General features: G+C 63.6%; 12 protein-coding genes. 3 read left to right on the plus strand and 9 right to left on the minus strand.

Annotated elements, in window-relative coordinates:
* Positions 1-180: 180 nt before the first annotated feature.
* Together AC0KUR_RS15075 and AC0KUR_RS15080 are read left to right on the plus strand one after the other, a co-directional pair.
* Positions 181-1,365, plus strand: coding sequence for a M20 aminoacylase family protein (locus AC0KUR_RS15075; protein ID WP_034187887.1), 1,185 nt, complete (start codon positions 181-183; stop codon positions 1,363-1,365).
* 42 nt (positions 1,366-1,407) lie between these two features.
* Complete coding sequence (locus tag AC0KUR_RS15080) at positions 1,408-2,727, plus strand: MFS transporter (RefSeq protein ID WP_034187888.1); 1,320 nt, start codon at positions 1,408-1,410, stop codon at positions 2,725-2,727.
* Between the two features lie 620 nt (positions 2,728-3,347).
* On the opposite strand, the gene AC0KUR_RS15085 is transcribed toward AC0KUR_RS15080, so the two are convergent.
* The 9 genes from AC0KUR_RS15085 to AC0KUR_RS15125 form a co-directional block, all read right to left on the minus strand.
* Positions 3,348-3,602 carry a PAAR domain-containing protein gene (locus AC0KUR_RS15085; protein ID WP_083286478.1) on the minus strand — a complete coding sequence of 85 codons (255 nt, stop codon included), beginning with the start codon at positions 3,600-3,602 and terminating at the stop codon, positions 3,348-3,350.
* Positions 3,592-4,425, minus strand: a complete 834-nt coding sequence (locus AC0KUR_RS15090) for a tetratricopeptide repeat protein (protein ID WP_473376110.1) — start codon at positions 4,423-4,425, stop codon at positions 3,592-3,594. The genes AC0KUR_RS15085 and AC0KUR_RS15090 overlap by 11 nt, the downstream gene beginning before the upstream one ends.
* Complete coding sequence (locus AC0KUR_RS15095; RefSeq protein ID WP_473376111.1) at positions 4,409-7,354, minus strand: VgrG-related protein; 2,946 nt, start codon at positions 7,352-7,354, stop codon at positions 4,409-4,411. Before AC0KUR_RS15095 ends, AC0KUR_RS15090 begins: the two co-directional genes overlap by 17 nt.
* Positions 7,355-7,414: 60 nt before the next feature.
* A complete protein-coding gene (locus AC0KUR_RS15100) occupies positions 7,415-9,919 on the minus strand; it encodes a type VI secretion system Vgr family protein (RefSeq protein ID WP_473376112.1) in 2,505 nt (834 codons plus the stop codon).
* Between the two features lie 784 nt (positions 9,920-10,703).
* Positions 10,704-11,807, minus strand: coding sequence for a porin (locus tag AC0KUR_RS15105; RefSeq protein ID WP_049029477.1), 1,104 nt, complete (start codon positions 11,805-11,807; stop codon positions 10,704-10,706).
* A 63-nt stretch (positions 11,808-11,870) separates the two neighbouring features.
* Positions 11,871-12,290, minus strand: coding sequence for a DoxX family protein (locus AC0KUR_RS15110; RefSeq protein ID WP_175903938.1), 420 nt, complete (start codon positions 12,288-12,290; stop codon positions 11,871-11,873).
* A gap of 172 nt (positions 12,291-12,462) precedes the next feature.
* On the minus strand, positions 12,463-13,740 hold the full coding sequence (locus AC0KUR_RS15115) for a cytochrome c (RefSeq protein ID WP_034187893.1): 1,278 nt from the start codon (positions 13,738-13,740) through the stop codon (positions 12,463-12,465).
* Between the two features lie 2 nt (positions 13,741-13,742).
* Positions 13,743-15,362, minus strand: a complete 1,620-nt coding sequence (locus tag AC0KUR_RS15120; protein WP_034187894.1) for a GMC family oxidoreductase — start codon at positions 15,360-15,362, stop codon at positions 13,743-13,745.
* Positions 15,362-15,868, minus strand: coding sequence for a sugar dehydrogenase complex small subunit (locus tag AC0KUR_RS15125; protein WP_049028374.1), 507 nt, complete (start codon positions 15,866-15,868; stop codon positions 15,362-15,364). The genes AC0KUR_RS15120 and AC0KUR_RS15125 overlap by 1 nt, the downstream gene beginning before the upstream one ends.
* Before the next feature lie 305 nt (positions 15,869-16,173).
* Here AC0KUR_RS15125 and AC0KUR_RS15130 point away from each other — a divergent pair, with 305 nt between their 5' ends.
* Positions 16,174-22,209, plus strand: coding sequence for an alpha-2-macroglobulin family protein (locus AC0KUR_RS15130; protein ID WP_473376113.1), 6,036 nt, complete (start codon positions 16,174-16,176; stop codon positions 22,207-22,209).
* Positions 22,210-22,215 lie beyond the last annotated feature (6 nt).

Consider the following 22,215-nt stretch of genomic DNA (forward strand, 5'->3'; position numbering starts at 1 on the left):
GGCGGCAACGCGTGATCCGTGGAAACCCCGTGCATCGCGGCGTTACCGGCTCAGGGTATTCCCGAGCGGCAACCGGTAGTGTGCACCAAAGCAATTTATCAGCTTCTGGTACGCAAAAGAAATTTATATGCTTGCTCGTCATATACGCGTCAAACGCCCTTCGGCCCCACTGGAGACCCCATGCTGCAAGCCGTGAACCCCGTCATCCCCGGTATCGCCGCGATCGCCCCCGAGCTGGTCGAGGTGCGCCGCCGCATCCACGCCCATCCCGAGCTCGCGTTCGAAGAGACGCTCACGAGCGACCTCGTCGCCGAGCTGCTCACCGGCTGGGGCTATGAAGTGCATCGCGGCATCGGCAAGACGGGTGTCGTCGGCGTGCTGCGCGAAGGGCAAGGCACGCGCACGGTCGGGCTGCGCGCCGACATGGACGCGCTGCCGCTCGCCGAAGCCACGGGCCTGCCGTACGCGAGCCGCCATGCGAACAAGATGCACGCGTGCGGCCATGACGGCCATACCGCGATGCTGCTGTGCGCGGCGCGTCACCTCGCGGCGACGCGCCAGTTCTCCGGCACGCTGAACCTGATCTTCCAGCCGGCCGAGGAAAACTTCGGCGGCGCGAAGGCGATGATGGACGACGGCCTGTTCGACCGTTTCCCGTGCGACGCGATCTTCGCGATCCACAACATGCCGGGCCGCGCGGCCGGCGACATGGCCTTCCGCACCGGCGCCGCGATGGCGTCGGCCGACCGCGTGACGATCACGCTGCGCGGCGTCGGCGGCCACGGCGCGATGCCGCATTTCGCGCGCGATCCGATGTCGGCCGCGGGCAGCATCATGGTCGCGCTGCAGACGATCGTCGCGCGCGAGGTCGACGCCCAGCAGGCGGCCGTGATCACGGTCGGCAGCGTACAGGCCGGCGAGACGTTCAACATCATTCCCGAGACCGTCGTGATGAAGCTGTCGGTACGCGCGCTGAACGCCGACGTGCGCGCGCTGCTCGCGCGCCGCATCGAAGCACTCGCGAGAGGCCAGGCGGAAAGCTTCGGCGTGAGCGCGGAAGTCGACTACGACTACGGCTACCCGGTGCTCGTCAATCACGCGGAACCGACCGCGTTCGCGGCCGACATCGCGCGCCAGATGCTCGGCGCCGAACGCGTCGAAACCGAAGCCGCACCGCTGATGGGCAGCGAGGATTTCGCGTTCATGCTCGAAGCGCGCCCCGGCTGCTACGCGTTCATCGGCAACGGGATCGGCAGCAAGGGCGGCTGCATGGTGCACAACCCCGGCTACGACTTCAACGACGACATCCTCGCGATCGGCGCCAGCTATTGGGTGCGCGTCGCCGAAGCCTGGCTCGCCGCCTGACGGCCCTTCATCACGCAGTTTCGCGCTTATCGGGGGAACCCCATGGAAACGTCTGCCCTTCCGTTCGCCGGCACGCCGGTCGATGCCCGCGCCGCCGCGAAGAAACGCCGGCTGATCGCGGCCGCCGCCGTCGGCAACGCGCTCGAGTTCTACGACTTCACGGTCTACAGCTTCTTCGCGATCCTGATCGGCAAGCTGTTCTTTCCCGTCCATTCGCCGTTCGGGCAGTTGATGCTCGCGGTCGCGAGCTTCGGCGTCGGTTTCGTCACGCGTCCGCTCGGCGGGCTCGTGATCGGCATGTACGCCGACCGTGCCGGCCGCAAGAGCGCGATGATCCTCACGCTGCTGCTGATGGCGCTCGGCACCGCGACGATCGCGGTTGCACCGACCTTCGCGCAGATCGGCATCGCCGCACCGCTGCTGCTCGTGCTCGCGCGCCTGCTGCAGGGGTTCGCGTCGGGCGGCGAAGTCGGCGCGTCGACGACGCTGCTGCTCGAGCAGGCGCCGCAGCATCGGCGCGGCTTCTACGCGTCGTTCCAGTTCTCGAGCCAGGGGCTCGCCGCGCTCGCCGGCGCGCTCACCGGCGTTGCACTGACGTCGACGCTGAACGCCGCGCAACTCGAAAGCTGGGGCTGGCGCGTGCCGTTCATCATCGGCACGCTGTTCGTGCCGCTCGGCTACTGGCTGCGCCGCACCGTCGAGGAGGTACCGGCCGCCGCACCTGCCGCCGCGCACGACGAGCCGGTTGCGTCGCTGCCGCTCGCCGACGTGCTGCGCCATCACGGCAAGGCGGTGTTCGCGGGCCTCGGCGTGACGATCGGCGGCACGTCGATCCACTACATCATCGTGTTCTACATGGCGATCTACGGCGTGCAGGTGCTGCATCTGCCGACCTGGCTGTCGATGACGGCCGGCTGCGTCGCCGGCGCGATCCTGATGCTCGTGACGCCGATCGGCGGCCACCTGTCCGACCTGTTCGGGCGCAACCGGATCGTCTGGTGGACGCGCATCGCGCTGATGGCCGCGATCTACCCGGCGTTCATCGCGCTGAACCGCTGGCCGGGCGCCACGTCGCTGCTGTCGATCATCGCCGCGCTGTCGATCGTGCATGCGATCAACATTGGTGCGACGGGGGCCATGCTCGGCGAGTTGTTCCCGCGTGCGGTGCGGGCGACGGGCGGTGCGCTGGTGTACAGCGTGGGCGTCGCGATCTTCGGCGGCTTCGCACAATTTTTCGTCACGTGGCTGATCGCGGCAACCGGGAATCCGAATGCGCCGGCGTGGTATGCAATCGGATGTGGCGCGATGACGTTGCTCGCGATTCGTTGCATGGATGAAAAGGCGGGGAAGGCGTTGGACTGAGCGGTGGGGGGATGCCCGGTGTGTGAAGCGTCATTGACGCCGCGCGCATCGGACATCATTGACCAATACACAACACCACGATCACCCTTTCGACGACCACACGCACGATCGCCTTCGGCGGGCTCGTGCGGCAAGTGCGCGCAATATCGTAGCGTCACCGATTCCCACAGGCCCCACCGGTTCCGGACGGGGTCTTTTCGATTCTCCTTCTGCATCGGCCACTCAGGAGAAACGTAATGTCCGACACCGTCTCCCCAAAACGAGCGCTGCTTTCGCTCAACATGCAGGCGGGATGTTCCACGATTCCGATCGTCCGCATGGCAGCGAACGCTTGCTGGTCAACGTCAACCGGTTGACCTGTCGTGCACACGACGCGAGTGGGTCGATGTTCGCCGTGAGTCGCACCGGGTCCGCCGGCTCGCCGATCGCTCCCGACTCGCTGTGCCGTTGCCGAAACTTGTGATCGATAAGGCACGCGATATCGTATTCGACAAGACCCGATCGAGTTGCTTCGTGGGCACGCGGTCGACATCTGCGAAATCGTGATTCTGGGGGTAAAGACGCAATACTGCATGGACACGCCCGCATCAATGGCTAGGTTTCCCACTGCCGTTGTAGCGTCACCCGAGACTCGAAATCAGATGACAGCCGCATGTCGCTCGATGGCCGTGTCGTGCAACCGGAATGCCGTCGTCCTTCATCGATTCGTCGCCTTCCTCGACGAGATTCGGCGACACCTCAGGATGCTGCGGACACGACACGCGGTCGCCTTTACGGGCGACGTAGCGGCCATCAAATTTCATCGATGACGAGCCAGTTTCGACTTTGCCTCCGTGATCAGTGGAATCTCCGATACGAATGATATCAATTGACATATCTCTCTTGCGCTCTCGACGGAATCTTTGAAGCATTACCTGATCTATTCATCAAGTTAACATACCTCTTATATGCTGCACGCCCCTTCTCGACATCCCCCCTGCTCCAGTACGAATCGGCAATATTAAGCCACGCAACAGCTCGATTCGGCACAACGGATAACACAGTCAGAAAAACAGGAATGGCCTCATCATCTCGATTATTTAATTGAAGGGCGTATGCATAATCATTAAGCGACGAAATCAATATATCACGCACAACTCGATCGTCCAACCAATTTTTCTGGTATGCCTCAGCATACGAGGCGAGAACTTTAGCAGCATCTTTAGGACGATCATTCTTCAAAAAAAGAAGAGCCTCTTGATGAACCATATCAAGATAATAAGCATACTTTTCCCTTAAACCACCCCCTTCCGTTACTATTTTATAATTCCCAGTGAAATCTATATCATCCGCACATATCCCTGCAACATTTGCATCCATTACTTCAATAATTGACTTTTTTACCCTTGCAAAGACACGATGACCCGCAACACTCTTCTCGCCAATATTCGCAATTCCGTTGTGAATAGGCGCGAACTCTCCATCAAGAGAATCACTCTTTAACTTTATCTCTCTAGATTTAACGTAACAATCCGCCGAAGTAGATGCACCGGCTGGCGGGGCACCACCTGATAGCGTTAACGTATACAGGTCATCAACTTTGACCAGGGCCGCATCCGCTCCTTGAGTTTCATAAAATTTGACAAAACTCTCGGAGTGCGCAAGCAGTGTTGTGAAAGTGAAAAATCCACCAATAGATAAATTAATAATCTTTTTCATTAGCAAGCTCATGTTGCGCCTTCGCCCTCTCCGAAACAAACCTCTTTGCAACATTTTCTTGCCCATGAGACGACGAATGGATAAATCGAACAAGTTTCCCATCCGAATTTTTCCTACCCCTCTCTGCATAGATGGCATCAATCAACTTCACGTCGTAGTCTCGCGTCTCCGTCGGTGGCTCGAGAGAACTCATTGCCGTTGTAATAACATCGGTTGACGGCCCATGTTGAACGCACGTTGACCAAATGACATCATTCAGCGCATGAGAATGGTACCTCATGTCAACACGCGCAAAAACCTCAATTGTTTTAATCTGGATGTCGTAGTGAGTTTCTCTCGTGAACTTATGCTCTGCATCATGAAATTTAGATTCATCTGACTTCACAAGCTCCCGCCATTTATCAGAGAACTCCAACGATCCCGGCGTTAATCCTTCAAAGGCGTTTGGCCAGGGAAATCCAGACCATGAAACAAACTCCTTTACTCTACCGCCAATGATGGGCTCACCATGCTTCTGTCGCGTTTGGCTCGTAAACTGATACGATCCGTACGAAACTCCCCCGGGGTCTCCTTGACCACCGGAGATGGCAATTGGCCCTCGGCCACCCGTTTCGTAATATGTCGACAACCGTCCAAGATCGTAATCCCGTCGTTTTCTGACAGTGGCGAGGAAATTCCCCAGCAACCCAATCGGATGGAAGTGCCAAGGCGAGAGGTCCGTAGGAAAGCCATCAACTCCCTTGACTTGTTCCCACCACTGAAGCTTGGCAAGCCGATCAAGTTCCGTCTTCCACATCTCGGTCTGCTTCTTCATGAGCGGGGTGAGTTCCTCCCACTTGCCCATACCGCCACCCCATTCGGTTTCATTGCGCACAACAAGGTGCGAAACCGCTTCAGCCATCCACCGCGTTTCCAGCGCATGCTTCAGTTCCTGTGCAGTCACCTTCCCGTCGTGGTTCGTATCGATCGCCGTTTCAAGTTTCGTGATGAGTTCGCCAGCGTTGACCTTCCCCGCCGCGCCCTTGAACTCGGTACCTTCCTCATCCGCCAGATATTGTTCGGTCGTATGGATATGGCGTTTGAACATGTCGGCAGGGCTGACGCTGCCGTTGTCGACCAATTCGAAACCCGGCCATTCCCAAGGGCTACGCAACTGCACGCCGTCATGACCGGTATCGCATACCCATCCCTGTCGTGCGGAACCGTCCTTCGAACCAATCGTGATGTTCCACCAGTGATGCCCCTTGTCGTCGATCGCGACATTGTCCGCCCCAAGCTTGTCGAGCCCCGTACGGCGGAGCACATCCCGGAAATCCGCTTCCGGCCCGCTTGCCTTGGAAACGTCCAGCGGAAAGTTCTGCCATCCCGCGACATTCGCCGTGCTGATCGTGTTCGCGAGACTGCTTTCAACCCACATCGGGTTCCCAACGTCCGCGAAGGTTTGTTTGGCCTTCTGCTTGCCTTTCGCGGGCACAGTCATCACGCTCTTTGGCTGCACCTTGATCCAGCGCGAACCCTTTGCGTCGCCTATCGGTACAAGCTTCAATCCGGATTGGGTCAGTTTCTGATCCGGCGCGGGCACTTCGCTGACCAGCTTGGCCCCCGGCTCGATTTCCAGAAGCGGTTTGTTTTTATCGTTCAATTCTTTCGCATGCGCACGGCTTTGATCGATGAAGTCTTTCAGGTCCGGCCCCGCGAACACTTCGAGATGCAACATCGGATAGTTCGGCTTCGGCGGTATCGGGCTCGCCTTACTGGGCCATTGATACTGGCCGACATGCGCGACGACTTCGCCTGCCTTGACGCGCTGCGGCTCCTTCAGGATCACTACCGTATCGAGCGGTTTCGGATCGACAACAGCGTCCAGGTCCCCTTTGAACACGTAGCTCCACGGCGCTTGGGGGGACACCGGCTTACCGACTTCGGCAGACAAAACCGTGCCCGATTTAATGGACTTGATCTTGATCCAGTCCAGGTGCGTGGGATCGCCTTCGCCCGCAACGATTTCGGCCCCGATCGGTAATATCCCGATAATCTTGCTCTTTCCGTTCGGCAACTCTCGAATGTGCAAGCCTGTCTCCGGCGCTGGAGGAGTGGCATCTTGACCGCTATCTGCGGGCGGAGGCTCGTTCTGGTTCGTGTTGTTGACAGGCAGATCGTCGGCACCATTGATCCGCTTCGCGGATGGCTGCGCAGGCGCCTTCCGCTTCGGAACGGTTTGCTTGTCCTTCGCCTTGCCGCCCACTCGATAGTAGCGATCGCCTTCCCAATACGACATCGGTACCGGAAGCGCCGGGTCAGGCTTCGGGTTCGATTTCGCCTGTTCAATTGCTTTCTGATAGCCGGCCCAATCCATCGTGTGCATGTACAGGCTGAAGAACACGAGGGATTTGTCGTTCGCCGGTTTGCCGTTGGACGGCGCGTTATTGGCAGGGGCGGCTGTCGGGGGCGCGGTATCAGTCGATGCAGGCGCGGGGGCCGATGCGGGAGCCGATTTCGCGGATTCCTTCGCGGCCGGCTTCGGCGGCAACTTCAGTTCGTGGCGGACCAGTACAAAGCCGGTCGAGTAGTGCGCCCGACCAGCATTGTTCGGGTACGTCGTTTCCTCGTATTTCGCGTTCAGCCGATACGCCACGATTTTGCCGTCCGCAATCGCGCGCACGCCGCTGTCCTGCTTCAGCATTTCCGCGCTGCCGTCGGCGAAGTGCACGCCACCGTGCCACATGCCGCTGACGCCGAGCGGATAAAAGCCGTTTTCGCACTTGGCCAGCGCCCTGAAATAGGTCATCGGGTCGGCCGCGTCGTTCTTGCCTACCGGCGTGAACGGGTAGGCCCAGCTCAGTGGCGTATCCGCCGGTTCCGCAGGTTTGGTGGCCGATTTTGGGGCGGACGCCGGATGGTGCTTCTTTTTAGGCATTGTCTTGCTCATGATTCCCGACTCGGATTCGGTTTCAGGATTTTTTGTATTGGAACGATCCCGCCGCGCGGTTTAACCGGAGAACACGGTGAAACGACCGCCGTCGGCCGATACTGGCGACGAATGCAGCGGGTTTCGCAGCGCGCCGCTTGCCGCTCCCGCTTTCTCCCAATCCGCACACTTTTCTACAATCTGGCCGGAGGTTGCGTTCTCGATCATGTTCGCCGTCAGTTTGATATGCGAACCATTTGCGCCGATCCAAATTTCGTCAGCCGACAGATACATCCTCTTGCCCGCCGTAATTTTCACGTCTTGCGATGCGGTCAAGCTCATCGAATCGTTCTGCGCCTGAAGGTCTATCGGCCCGCTCCCCGCGTAGATCTTGACACCGAGTTTTTCCGCAAAGAGGCTGATTCGCTCCAGCACACTGGCGAGCAATGCTCGCCCGGCCGCGAGGTTGATGTTCTCGCCGGCAACCACATTGGCTTGCTTGTTTGCCGTAACGTGTGCCGACCCTTGTGTCGATACGGCAATGCCTTCCGGACTCGACAGCAGCATGATCGGCTTCGCGAAGCCGTTCGCGTTGCCCGTGCCACCGCCTGCCGTGCGCCCACCCTTGATCGTGCCAGCCACCGGGTGCCGCGTTGCGTCCGTGAAAGTTTTCAGTGCATCGTGGCCGTCTTGCTGACTCTGCGCCCGATTCGTCTGGCTCGCCTGCGACGTCGTCGCCAGCATCGCTTCGGCGCGAGTAAGCTGTTCGGATGCCGCCGCCGCACGCATCGGTTGCGTGGCTGCCGGTTGCGTCGACACATAGAGCCCTTGTTCGGCCCGCACCGCACCGTAGCCCAATGACTTGAGGTCGAAGCCCTGTCCGATGAATGCACCGCGCGTGTTGCCCGAATGCTGGATCAGGTAGCCCAGGTGCAAATGCGAGCTGTAACTCGTCGAATACAAGTGCACGCGGTTCTGCCCGCTGGCGTCGTCCATCATCAGCTGGTTATAACCTTCGCCGCCATATTCGCGCGACAGCAAGCCCGAGGTCAGCCCGTGCGTGTGCCATTCCGGCATGCTTTCGCCACCGTGCATTCTCGACAGAATCACGGGGCGATCGCAATCACCGTTAACGAAGCCGATCAGGACTTCGTCGTTCTTGCGCAGCGGAAACATGCCGCCGCGCTTGTGGCCCGCATCGGGCATCGCCGCGCGTATCCACGCCGAGACGTTCTGGTCGCCGTCATTGAGTCGATCGGATGTCAATCGAACCTTCGCTCGCAACATCGCATCCGTATGGATTTCCTCGCTGCCCGGTCCGCCGACAATGCCGGTCTGAAGCTGCATGACGGGCCTCTTGTGTTCGAACGGACTGCGAAACGCGACGCGACGCCGCTGCGCTTCGATTTCGACGTGGAAAAATCCAACGCCACCGTCGGTATGGCGCACCACCGAACCTGCACCATTCGTACGCACTTGCTCGACCTCCGCGCGCACGCTCTTGCGAAATCGCATCAGGTTTTCCAGCCCCGGCACGTTATTCTGGATGAGCCAGCTCACGGAAAGAATCGCCATCTCGCGATCCTGTTCCAACTGCGCATCGTGCACCGGGTGCCCGGTCAGCAGACCATAGCGACCCGGCCATGCGCAACGCAGCGCGCCCACTCCGTAGAAGCGCTGAGCGCGTGAGCGCCATTCCTCGGCGATAAAGTTCGCTTGAGCCTCGCCCATGTCGCGATCCGACCACGTGTGCGACCCCGTGTATTCGTATTGCTCGCCCAAGCCTGGAACATCGTCGAGATCGAATGCGGGCATCGTGACGTGTTTGGAAAGATCCGGACGCTTGTAATCGAACGTGCCCGTGTCGAGTTCGGCGGACTGGATTTCTTGCGAATCGATCCATTCGCTCAGGCCGTCGAATTCCTCGTCCTGCACCGAACCGCTAAACGAGATGGTCCTGCGCTTCAATTCGGGAACTGAAAAAAGGTCGTCCATGATGACGACCCGATACGACTTGCCGTCCGGTGCAATGTCGAAGCGCGGAAACAGGCCGAGTTCCTCAAACGTGCGGTGGACGTAGTTCCAGTCGGATTCCCATTGCATGCGCTGAGAATACGAACGTAGCGCTCGACGCAATTGCCAGGTCACGTTACCGGATGCCTGCGGATACTTTGCGAGCACGTCGGACACGGTTTGCTGTGCGGGCGCCTCGACCCAGTCCCGACGGTCGCTGCCCAGCCGAAGCAGCGCGAGGAACGAATTGAACCGAAGCTGGTAGTAGGTGTTGGCACCGTCCGCGCCCAAGCGACTGAACGCAGTCACATAACCGTGAATCGGCATTTCGCTGCCGTCCGTCTGCCGAATCCACAGCGTCACGGATTGCCGAATCAGGGCCTTGGCCTGAATCAATTCGAGCCGGGTCGAGGTTGCATCGATCGTGAATTCGAAGTCTCGCCCCAAACACGCACGCCCCCGGACATAGAGCGGAATCAACCGGTCCTCGCCAAGCGGCGTGTCAAGACGGACAATCCGTCCGTGTTGCGTGTATTGCGCGCGCAGCGCCTTGTTCAGCAAATCGGAAACCATCAGGCTACCCCGTACCATGTAGTAACAGAAACGACCGCCGGGCAACGCCACGAGCTGATTGCTATCTCGTCAAAAGAGGAAAAGGCCCGGAATTGCGACCACTGGTGAGAACCTTCGGGCACCGGCGCGATTCAAACCACTGAATCGGACCGAATCGGCATTCACCGCATCCAATCGTGATCGGTCCCGTCGTACGCTGATGATGCTTTCCCATTCAGCGTCGCAACGCGTCGGAATGAATCCCGCACAACTTACATCCTGCTTTCGATTGCGGCAATGTCGCGGGAAGCATCGGCTCGCGACTGGTCGAGCAACTGCATTCGGCAGCGTCGGCAAAGTCGTGATTGCCGGGATGAAGATGGACATGGCATGCCGAACGGGCGCCAGCCTCGGTTTTCGTGCGGTAATGGTCGCCGGTGCACGATCTTCATGGACACGTCCGTGCTGTCGGCCAAACGGATCGAATAGTGGCGATATCAGTTGATAGCGACCAATCGCGGATCCGTTGTCTGCTTCGGATTTCCGGACCGTAAACGTTTCGGAGTGTGAATCCATCGAGTGCGCATCACCGGCAGCGCACTACTCAGGTACGCCATACGCTATGAGCGAACCGATGGCCGCTCGATGTACGGCAGCGATATAACAGCCGTCCCGGCTCGCAAGATGCATTCGAATTCCGCGTCGACACCAATATGCTCGCCGCAATCATCTTCGCAGTCGCCGTAAACGCAAAAAAGGCACGGGTGCGACCACCCGTGCCTTTTACGTATCTGCCGTTGCCCGCTTAGAACGTATGCATCATCCCCACATACGCACCCGTCTGCGACTCGCCCGCCAGCGGGCTCGTGCCCGACGTCGCATCGCGCGGCGTCGCGAGCAGCGAGAAGTTCGAATTCCCGCCGTTGCGCACATACGCGACCGTGCCGTACAGGAACGTGCGCTTCGACAGGTTGTACGTGGTGCCGAGCACGTACATCATCGCGTGCCCCGACGGATCGTGCGATGCGTCGCTGCCGCCGTCGCCCACCTTCACGTAATAGCCGCCGGCCGTCACGGCCCATTGCGGATTCGCCGCATAGGTCGCGCCGAGCCAGTAGTGATCGGCGCGATCGGCCACGCCGGCCGGGCTGTCCGGCGCCTGGTAGTGCGTATACGCGCCCTGGATCTTGAACTTCTGCACCTTCACGTTCGCGCCGACGAAATACTCGCGCGACGCGGTGAAGATGTTGCTGAACTTGCCGTTGTTGTCGCGCAGTTCGTCGTAGATGCCGCGTACGTCGAGCACCGGCGAATGGTACGAGATCATGATCCCGTCCGAGCGGCCGAAATCGTCGGCCGCGCCGTAGTTGAAGCCGCGCGACTGGTTGCCGAACGCATACTGCGCCTGCACGTCGAAGCCGCCGATCACCGGGCTGTGATATTCGATGTTGTTGCTGCTCTGCTGCCAGTTGCGGCCACGCACGAGCGACGCCGACGAAAACGCCTGCTGAACGAACGGGTCGAATTCCCACACGCCGTCGCTGTCGATGAACAGGTTGCGGCCGGCCTGCAGCTGGCCCCACGTGTTGCTCTTCAGCCCGACATACGCGCGCCGCGACCACATGCGACCGCCGCCGGTCGTGCCGTTCATCACCTGGAATGCGGTTTCCAGGTTGAAGACCGTCGACAGCCCGCCGCCGAGATCCTCGACGCCCTTCAGGCCGAACATGCTGGTGCCCCAGTCGCCGCCTTCCGCGCTCCAGCGCGACTTGCTGCCGGTCGGCGTCGCGATGTGATTCAGGTATTCGATGCCGCCGTCGATCCGGCCGTACAGCGTCACGCTCGTCTGTGCAAAGGCGGCCGCCGGTGTGGCGGCCGCGATCAGCCATGCGAAATGTTTAAGTCGCAAAATGATGCCCCCTCGGAGTCTCGACCTTCCCGCGCGCGCCCCATGCGCGCGCCCAGGGTCCGTTTATCCGCGATCGATCGAATATCGGCCGGGGCCCGCTGCGCACAGTGCAAGCAAGCCGCCCGCGATCGCGATGTTCTTGTAGAAATGAATCATGTTGTTGATCTGCTCGCCGCCCGTCATCGTCCAGTAGTGGTGGCCGATGATGCCGGTGCCGATCGTATAGAGCGCCAGCAGCAGCGCGAGCGGGCGCGTCTGGAAGCCGACCAGGATCGCGATGCCGGCGAACAGCTCCATCACGACGGAGATCGCCGCGGACACGATCGGCGCGGGCGCGCCCTCCGAACCCATGAACGCGATCGTACCGGAGAAGTCGATGATCTTCTTCCAGCCGAACATCACGAACAGGATCACGAGCAGGATTCGGGACAACAGCAGCAGCACATCGCGCTGGGACGCGAGAAACGGTTGATTCGGTGTCATGGTCTCGATCAACGAAAGCGATGCACGGTCTACGCGCACCGGATTGCCAACGATCCAGGACGGGCGGCCGCCTGCGCCGCCCGTCCCGCTCTGCAACAACCGGCATCGGGCCCGCCCGATGTGCTGTGCGCCTCCTCTTGTCTATTGTTGCCCTGCTTCGCCGCGCGCCGCGTCAGCGCAGCTTCGCGACGTCCTGCTCGGTCACCTTCGCGGCCGGATTGCCGAACTGCCCGGTCAGGTAGTTCGTCAGCGCGGCGATCTGCGCGTCCGACAGCTCGTGACGGAATGCCGGCATCCCGACATCCTCGCTGCCGGCCTTGCGCTGCACGCCGTTCAGGATCACCTGCACGAGGTTGGTCGGATTCGGCGCGCCGACCGTCGAGTTGTGGAACAGCGGCGGGTAATAACCGTCCGGCGTGCCCTTGCCCTGCATCTGGTGGCACGTCGCGCAGTTGCCGAGGTACAGCCGCGCCGGATCGATGCCCGACGACGCGAGCGCGACGCCGCGCAGCTTCAGCCCGTCCTCGGCCGGCTTGCCCCACGACGAGCGCGACTGCTTCGCGTCGCCGCTTGCCACCGCCGGCACCGTGCGGATGTACGTCGAGATCGCGCCGATGTCCGCTTCCGTCATCTTCGAGAAGCTGTGCTCGATCGCCTCGGCCATCGGGCCGGCCGCCTGCGCGAGGCCCGGCACGCTGCCGGTGCGCAGGTACTGGACGAGCTGCTGCTGCGTCCATCCGCCGATCCCCGCGTTCGGGTCGGACGTGATGTTGTAGCCGTCCCAGCCTGCGAGTACCGAACCCGACAGGAAGCTGCCGCCGGTTTCGTCGAGCGATTTCTCCTGCATCGCGATGCCGCGCGGCGTGTGACATGTGCTGCAGTGCGCGAGGCCCTGCACCAGATACGCACCGCGGTTCCACTCGGCGCTTTGCGCCGGCTTCGGCTGGTACACGCCGTCCTTCAGGAACAGCCAGTTCCAGACCTTCAGCGGCCAGCGCATGCTCAGCAGCGCGGGGATCTCGTTCTTCGGCGGCGCCTGCTTGACCGGCTCGACACCGTGCATGAAGTACGCGTACAGCGCCTGCACGTCGTCGTCGTTGATCTTCGCGTACGACACGTACGGCATCGCCGGGTACAGGTTGTCGCCGTTCTTCGAGACGCCGTGGCGCACCGCGCGCTCGAAGTCGTCGAACGTCCAGTTGCCGATGCCGGTATCCGGATCGGGCGTGATGTTGCTCGTATAGATCTTGCCGAGCATCGGCACCGGCATGCCGAGACCGCCCGCGAACGGCTTGCCGCCCTTCGCGGTGTGGCACGCCATGCAGTCGCCCGCGATCGCGAGGTATTCGCCGCGCTTGACCTGCGCCGGATCGGCCGAGTCGGCCGCGCGTGCGAAACCCGGCAACGCGAGGCAGCCGGCAAGGAGGAAGGTGAGAGTAGATTTCCGCACGGTCAGACTTCCTTCTTCAGCGTGTCCGACATCCGCAGCGCAAGCGCCGCGATCGTCAGCGTCACGTTTACCGTACCGACGGTCGGCATCGTCGAGCTGCTCGAGATGAACAGGTTCGGATGGTCGAACGTGCGGCAGTCCTTGTCGACGACCGAATCGCGTGCATCCGCGCCCATGATCGTCGCGCCCGTGATGTGGTTGTTCGGCGCGAACTCGTCGTTGAAGACGACTTCGGTGCCGCCCAGCACCTTCGCGGCCGTCGCGTAGACCTCGCGCGTGTGCACGGCGCCGCGCTTCACGTAATCGTCGATCGCGTACGTGATCTCGGGGCGCGGGATGCCGATCGCGTCGGTGGCCGTCTTGCTCGGCACGATGCGGTTCTCGGGCTGCGGCAGGATTTCGTGGAAGCAGTCGAACTGCACGTAGCGCGCGGAGCGGTCGCGGATCTGCGCGTCGAGTTCCGCGGGCTTCATCAGCTTGCCGGCCTTGAAGATCTTCTGCGTCTCCTGGTTGATGCGCGACATGTTCGACAGGTGGATCTTCTTCGCGGCTTCGGTCGCGCGGAACGGGCCGTCGCGGAAACCGATCAACGAGGTCATCTCCTGCGGGCCGCGGCCCGGCCACAGCTTCTCGTTCGCGTAGAACGACACGCCGGTGCCCGGATGGTCCATCAGGTTGCGGCCGACCATGTCGGAGCTGTTCGCGACGCCGTTCGGGAAATCGCGGTTCGCGGACATCAGCAGGATCTTCGGCGTCTCGATGCCGTTCGCGGCCACGACGAAGTACTTGCCCTCGACGCGATGGTCGGCACCCGTCTTGTCCTTGTAGATCGCGGCGACGATGCGCTTGTCCGGCCCGGTCTCGAGCTTGTAGACGACCGCGCTGTCGATCAGCTTCGCGCCGGCCTGCTCGGCCTTCTCGACGTGAACGATGCCGTTGTACATCGCGCCGATCGGGCAGATCGGCATGCAGTTGTTGTTCCCGCAACAAGTGGGCCGGCCGTCGTACGGGCGGCTGTTGCGCGCGACGGGTTCGGTCACCACGTGGAACTTCGGGTCATAACCGTTGAGCGCGCTCTTGATCGTCTGCTCGTTGAACGACAACGGCAGCGGCGGCATCGGGTACGGCGCCTTGCGCGGCGAGTACAGGTCTTCCTCGGGGCCCGGGCCCCACACGCCGAGTTCCTCCTCGGCGCGCTGGTACCAATGCTCGAGGTCGTCGTACTGGATCGGCCAGTCGCGGCCGACGCCGTACACGGTCTTCATCTTGAAGTCGTTCGGGATGAAGCGCCACGCCGACGCGGCCCAGTGCCACGTCGTGCCGCCCACCGCACGGATGTACTGCGAGTTGAACTTGTGCTCGCCCTTCAGGATCAGGTAGTCGTTCGGCGGGCCGTATTCCGGATGCGGCGCCCATGCGCTCGACGGGTACGGCGCCATGAAATCGGTCTTGTCGACCTGGTTGCGAAAGCGCTCGACGATGTCGCCGCGCGGCATGCGCGGGCCGGCTTCCAGCAGGATCACGGACTTGCCGGCCATCGCGAGCTGGTGGGCAACGATCGCGCCTGCGACACCCGATCCGACGACGACGACGTCGGCTTTTTGCGTATCGGTATCGGCCATCAGGCTTGCCTCTCGATCGGTTTTTCGGCCCAGAAGCCGGGTTTGTTGGGGCAATACGAGGGAATCACGAGCGTATCGGAGACGACGCTGAACATTAATGCTTCTTCGTAGGTAATCACGACGTTGTCGACGATGCCGAGATACCACGCTTCAAGAATCTTCAGCGCGAGCGCTTCCTGATCGGGGTTCAGCGAACCGGACGCAAGTGCGCCGGCGAGTTGCGGCAGGCTGTCGGCCGTCTTGAACGAGCCCTTCTGCAAGGCCTGCAGGAAGCGTTCGCCGAGCACGCGGCTCAGCCCCTTCTTGCCGGTCAATGCTTCCGAGAGCGTCATGAACGTATCGAGCGGCGCTGTGCCGGGATCGTCGGCCAGGGCCCGCAACGCCAGCGAGCCGGTGAGGCCCGCCGCCGTCAGCGCCAGTGCGCCCTGCAGCCATTGACGCCGCGTGATGCCGCTTGCGGTTGCGTCGCTTTCGCGACGCGAGTGGGGAGTGTTGTCGTTGTGCATGTTTCCTTCTCTCGAACACCGGATTCGGGAAAACCACGCTTGATATTTCTCAAACATTGGCGCGGACCTGAAATGTACGCGCACAAATCGGATCGAACAATCTTTTTATAGTCCATTTAATGTTCCGCAATCCGAGACAATCGAAATTTCGATGCATTTTTGTGTCGTCGGCGCGACAAATCTGCGGCGCGCAACCCCGGTGTCGCATGCCGGCGACACCCCGAGCGCCGCGATGCGCGCGCATGACGGTCGGTTAGAATCGCGTGCAATCAAACAGAAAGCTTCCCTCCGAGGGCAATCGAGCGATGAAGCAGCACGACAAACACAACAAAGCCGATCGAACCGACCGCACCATCCGGCTGCTCTGGCGCATCGGCGCCGTCGCGGCGCTCGGCGGCGCAACGGCGCTTTCGCTGCACGCGGGCGCGGCGCGCACGGTGAGCGTGTCGCCGCAAGGCACCGTCACCGAGGTCCGGCAGAGCGTCGTCAAGTTCGACGAACCGATGGTCGCGTTCGGCTCGGCCTCCGCGCCGAACCCCGCCCGCGTGACCTGTAACGACTCGACGGCCGCGCGCGGCCAGGGTCACTGGCTCGACGACAAGACCTGGGTTTACGACTTCGAAAACGACCTGCCGCCCGGCGTGCGCTGCTCGGTCGCGCTCAACGACACGCTGCGCTCGGTCGCCGGCAATGCAGCCAGCGGCCCGCGCCGCTTCACGTTCCAGACGGGCGGCCCGTTCCCGGTGTCGGTGCGCCCCGGCTCGCGGGAAATCGAGGAACACCAGGTTTTCGTGTTGAAGCTGAACGGCCCGGCCGAGCCGCGTTCGGCGCTCGCGAACATCTGGTGCGAAGCGGCGGGCATCGGCAACCGCATTCCGGTCACGGCCGCCGACGACGATACGCGCAACGCGCTGCTCGATCATTTCGGGTTCAAGAAGGAAGCCGCGCGCGTGCTGACGCTGTCGTGCTCGCAGGCGCTGCCGGCCAGCGCGAAGATGCAGCTCGTCTACGGCAAGGGCGTCGCGAGCCCGAGCGGCATCGCGAACGAAACCGAACGCCGCTTCGATTTCACCGTACGCGCGCCGTTCGCCGCGAGCTTCTCGTGCGAACGCGAGAACGCGAAGGCGCCCTGCACGCCGCTGCGCCCGCTCACGCTGTCGTTCAATGCGCCGATCTCGCGCAAGAACGCCGAAGCGATCAAGCTGCGCGGCCCCGACGGCTCGCTGAGCCCGACCTTCGCGGCCGACGACCACAGCGAGGAAGTGACGACCGTCACGTTCAACCCGCCGCTGCCCGCGCAGGCCGGCCTGACGATCGAACTGCCGTCGGGCCTGCGCGACGTGACCGACCGCTCGCTGTCCAACGCCGACCTGTTCCCGCTGGCGACACGCACCGCGCCGATGCCGCCGCTCGCGAAATTCTCGTCGGGCACGTTCGGGATCGTCGAGCGCTTCGCCGAACCCGACACGCCCGCGCTCGTGCCCGTCACGCTGCGCAACGTCGAGGCCGACCTGCATATCGCGGGCCTCAACGCGGGCGGCGCGCAATTCGCGAACCTGAAGGTCGAGAACGATACGGCGATCCGCCAGTGGATGCGCACCGTCGACCGCTTCGACAACTGGTCGATGACGGCCGGCTCGATCGACAGCCAGATTCCCGGCCTGCTCGACCGCAAGGGCCAGCACCCCGTCTACGTGCCGCTCGAAGCCGGCGAAAAACAGCCCGCGCCGAAGAATCGCCGCATCGACGTGCGCTCGCTGTCGCTGCTCGAGGGCGAGCCCGGCGCGCAAACGCTGACGCTGCCGCAGGCCGATCCGAAGACGCTGCGCCCGTTCGAGGTGGTCGGCGTGCCGATCGACAAGCCCGGCTTCTACGTGCTCGAACTCGCGTCGCCCGCGCTCGGCCGCTCGCTGCTCGCGAAGCCGTCGAGCATGTACGTGCGCACCACCGTGCTCGTGACGAACCTCGGCGTGCACCTCAAACAGGGCCGCGAGAACAATCTGGTCTGGGTCACGACGCTCGACAAGGGCAAGCCGATGCCGAACGCGCAGATCCGCGTGTCGGACTGCAACGGCGACGAAATCGCGGCCGGCACGACCGATGCGCAGGGCCTGCTGAAGATCGACGGGCCGTTCGAGCCGAAGCGCGCATGCAGCTCGTCGGAGCAGCGCTTCGACGACTACTTCGTGTCGGCGCGCGTCAACGATCCGAAAACGGGCCCCGACATGGCGTTCGTCAGCTCGGGCTGGAACCGCGGGATCGAATCGTGGCGCTTCAACGTGCCGACCGACACCGACAGCGCGCCGACCGTGCGTGCGCATACGGTGTTCGACCGCACGCTGCTGCGCGCCGGCGAAACCGTGTCGATGAAGCATTTCATCCGCACCGAGACGCTGCAGAGTCTCGCGTTCCCGTCGCAAACCCCGACGCGTGTGACGATCCGCCATCTCGGCACGGGCCAGACGTACAAGCTGCCGCTCACGTGGGCGGCCGACCATAGCGCGGACACGCAGTTCACGCTGCCGGCCGCCGCGAAGCTCGGCGAATACAGCGTCGAACTCGAAGGCGGCCCGGAAGATGCACCGACCGCCACCTACTACAGCGGCAGCTTCCGCGTCGAGGCGTTTCGCCTGCCGGTGCTGAAAGGCTCGATCGGCGCGCGCGACGCGCAGAAGAGCCCGCTCGTCGCCGCGAAGGAAGCGCCGCTCGCGGTGCAGATCGACTACGTGTCGGGCGGCGGCGCATCGAACCTGCCCGTGCAGGTGTCGGCGCTGATGAAATGGGCATCGCCGCCGTTCGCCGATCGCTTCGAGGATTTCAGCTTCACGCCGTACCGTCCCGACTCGAGCGACGGCAACGCCGACGACGATTCGCAGGACGGCGACAACGCGTCCTCGTCGAACCACGATCCCGACGCGACGAAGCTGATCGCCGACAAGCTGCCGCTGACGCTCGACCGCAACGGCGCGGGCTCGGTCACGCTCAAGGGTCTGCCCGACGTCGACGCGCCGAAGCGCATCGCGCTGGAAGCGACGTTCGCCGATCCGAACGGCGAAGTGCAGACGATCCGCGGCGACACGATCCTGTGGCCGGCCGCGGTGGTGGCCGGCATCAAGGCCGGCCGCTGGGTGTCGGTCGGCCAGCGCGTGCCGGTGCAGGCACTGGCGGTCGATTTGCAGGGCAAGCCGCGTGCGTCCGTGCCGATCGAGATCAAGGGCGTCGCGCACATCACGACCTCGTCGCGCAAGCGGATGGTCGGCGGCTTCTATGCGTACGACAACAAGAGCGACACGCGCGAGCTCGGCGTGCTGTGCTCGGGCAAGACCGACGACAAGGGCCGCATGGCCTGCGACGCGACGCTCGAACAGGCCGGCAACGTGCAGCTGATCGCGGTCGCGAAGGACGGCGACGGCCGCACGTCGAATGCGTCGACGTCGGTGTGGGTCACGCGCGAGGACGAACTCTGGTTCGGTGGCGACAACACCGACCGGATCGACGTGATCCCCGAGAAAACGTCGTACGAACCGGGCGAAACGGCCCGCTTCCAGGTGCGGATGCCGTTCCGCTATGCGACGGCGCTCGTCGCGGTCGAACGCGGCGGCGTGATGGAAACGCACATCGTCGAACTGAACGGCAAGAATCCGACCGTCGACCTGAAGGTCGGCGATTCGTGGGGGCCGAACGTGTACGTGTCGGTGCTCGCGCTGCGCGGCCGGATTCGCGAGGTGCCGTGGTATTCGTTCTTCACGTGGGGCTGGAAAGCGCCGGTCGAATGGGCGCGCGCGTTCTGGCGCGAAGGCCGCCACTATGAAGCGCCGACGGCGTTCGTCGACCTGTCGAAGCCCGCGTTCCGCTATGGTCTCGGCGAGATCAAGGTCGGCACGGGCGTCCATCGCCTCGGCGTGACCGTGACGACCGACGCGACGCGCTACACGGTGCGCGGCAAGGCGCAGGCGCACGTGAAGGTCACGCTGCCGAACGGCCAGCCTGCACCGGCCGGCACGCAGATCGCGGTCGCGGCCGTCGACGAGGCGCTGCTCGAACTGATGCCGAACAACAGCTGGGACCTGCTCGACGCGATGCTGCGCCGGCGCGCGTACGGCGTCGAGACGGCCACCGCACAGATGGAGATCGTCGGCCGCCGCCACTTCGGCCGCAAGGCCGTGCCGGCCGGCGGCGGAGGCGGCAGCGCGCCGACGCGCGAGCTGTTCGACACGCTGCTGCTGTGGAATCCGCGCGTGACGCTCGATGCAAGCGGCAGCGCGACCGTCGAGGTGCCGCTGAACGACGCGCTCACGCGCTTCCGGATCGTCGCGATCGCGGCGGTCGGCCCCGACCGTTTCGGCACGGGCAGCACGTCGATCCGCAGCACGCAGGATCTGCAGCTGATCTCCGGCCTGCCGCCGCTCGTGCGCGAAGGCGACGCGTTCCGCGCGCAGGTCACGCTGCGCAACACGACCGACCGCGCGATGCAGGTCGTCGTGACGCCGCGCGTGACGGGTCTCGACGTCGCGCCGCAAACCGTGTCGCTCGCGGCCAATACGGCAACCGAGGTGGCCTGGACCATCACCGTGCCCGAGCAGGCGCTCGATGCGGCCGGTGCGCTGAACTGGCGCATCGAGGCGGCCGAGCAAGGCGGCAAGCGCGCGTCCGACGCGCTGGCGGTCGCGCAGAAGGTCGTGCCGGCCCTGCCGGTGACCGTGCAGCAGGCCACGCTCGCCCAGGTCGACGGCACGCTGACGGTGCCCGTGTCGGCCCCGGCCGGCGCCGTGAACAACGCGCAGGGTTCGCCGCGCGGCGGCATCGCCGTCTCGCTGCAGTCGAAGCTCGCCGACGGCCTGCCCGGCGTGCGGCGCTGGTTCGAGCGTTATCCGTACCGTTGCCTCGAACAACAAACGTCACGCGCGATCGGCCTGCGCGACCCGGCGCAATGGCAGGCGCTGATCGCCCGCATGCCGGTCTACCTCGACGGTGACGGGCTGGCGAGCTATTTCCCGCCGTCGTCCGACGATTCGCACCACGGCAGTCCGACGTTGTCGTCGTACCTGCTCGTGGTGTCGGACGAAGCCAGCCGCCTCGACCCGCGCTTCGCGCTGCCGGAAGACCTGCGCACGCAGCTCGAGGCCGGGCTTGCACGCTTCGTCGACGGCCGCATCGAGCGCAACGCGTGGGCGCCGCGCCAGGATCGCGACCTGCGCAAGCTCGCCGCGATCGAGGCGCTGTCGCGCTTCGGCGCCGCGCAGGGCCGCATGCTCGGCTCGATCGAGATCGCGCCGAACCAGTGGCCGACGTCGGCGGTGATCGACTATCACGCGATCCTGACGCGCGTGAAGGACATCCCGCAGCGCGACGAGAAACGCGCGCAGGTCGAACAGATCCTGCGGGCGCGCCTGACGTACCAGGGCACGCAGCTCGTGTTCTCGACCGCGCGCGACGACGACCTGTGGTGGCTGATGACCAGCAACGAGACCAACGCCGCGCGTCTCGCGCTGGAATTCGCGGGCGACCCGGCATGGAAGGACGAGATGCCGCGGGTGACGGCCGGCCTGCTCGCGCTGCAGCGCCAGGGCGCATGGCAGACGACGACGTCGAACGCCCTCGGGCTGCTCGCGGTCGAGCGCTTCTCGCGCACCTACGAGAGCACGCCGGTCGCCGGCGCGACGAAGGTCGCGCTCGGCGGCGACGAGCGTTCGATCTCGTGGTCGCAGGCGCCGGCGCCTGCCGACGCACCGGTGTCGTCCACCGCCGCGACCCGCGCCGCCGCCGCGCGCAGCGTGATGCTGCCGTGGCCGCGTGCGTCGCAGGGGCCAGCCACGCTGTCCGTCACGCAGGACGGCACGGGCCGCCCGTGGGCGACGGTCGAGAGCCTCGCGGCCGTGCCGCTGCGTGCGCCGTTCGCGGCCGGCTACCGGATCACGAAGACCGTCACGCCCGTGTCGCCGGCCGTCAAGGGCGTGCTGACGCGCGGCGACGTCGTGCGCGTGCATCTCGACATCGATGCGCAGAGCGACATGACGTGGGTCGCCGTCAACGATCCGATCCCGGCCGGCGCGACGATCCTCGGCTCGGGCCTCGGCCGCGACTCCGAAGCGGCAACGCAGGGCGAGAAGACGCCGGACGGCGCATGGCCGGCATTCATCGAGCGCGATTTCGACGGCTACCGCGCGTACTACGACTATCTGCCGAAGGGCAAATTCTCGGTCGAGTACACGGTGCGGCTGAACAACGTCGGCACGTTCGGGCTGCCGCCGACGCGCGTCGAGGCGCTGTACGCGCCGTCCGTCCACGGCCTGTGGCCGAACCCGCCGATGACCGTGAAGGCGCCCGACGCGGGCAAGTAACGAGAC

This window comes from Burkholderia sp. YHN3-13 (genome assembly GCF_055810675.1).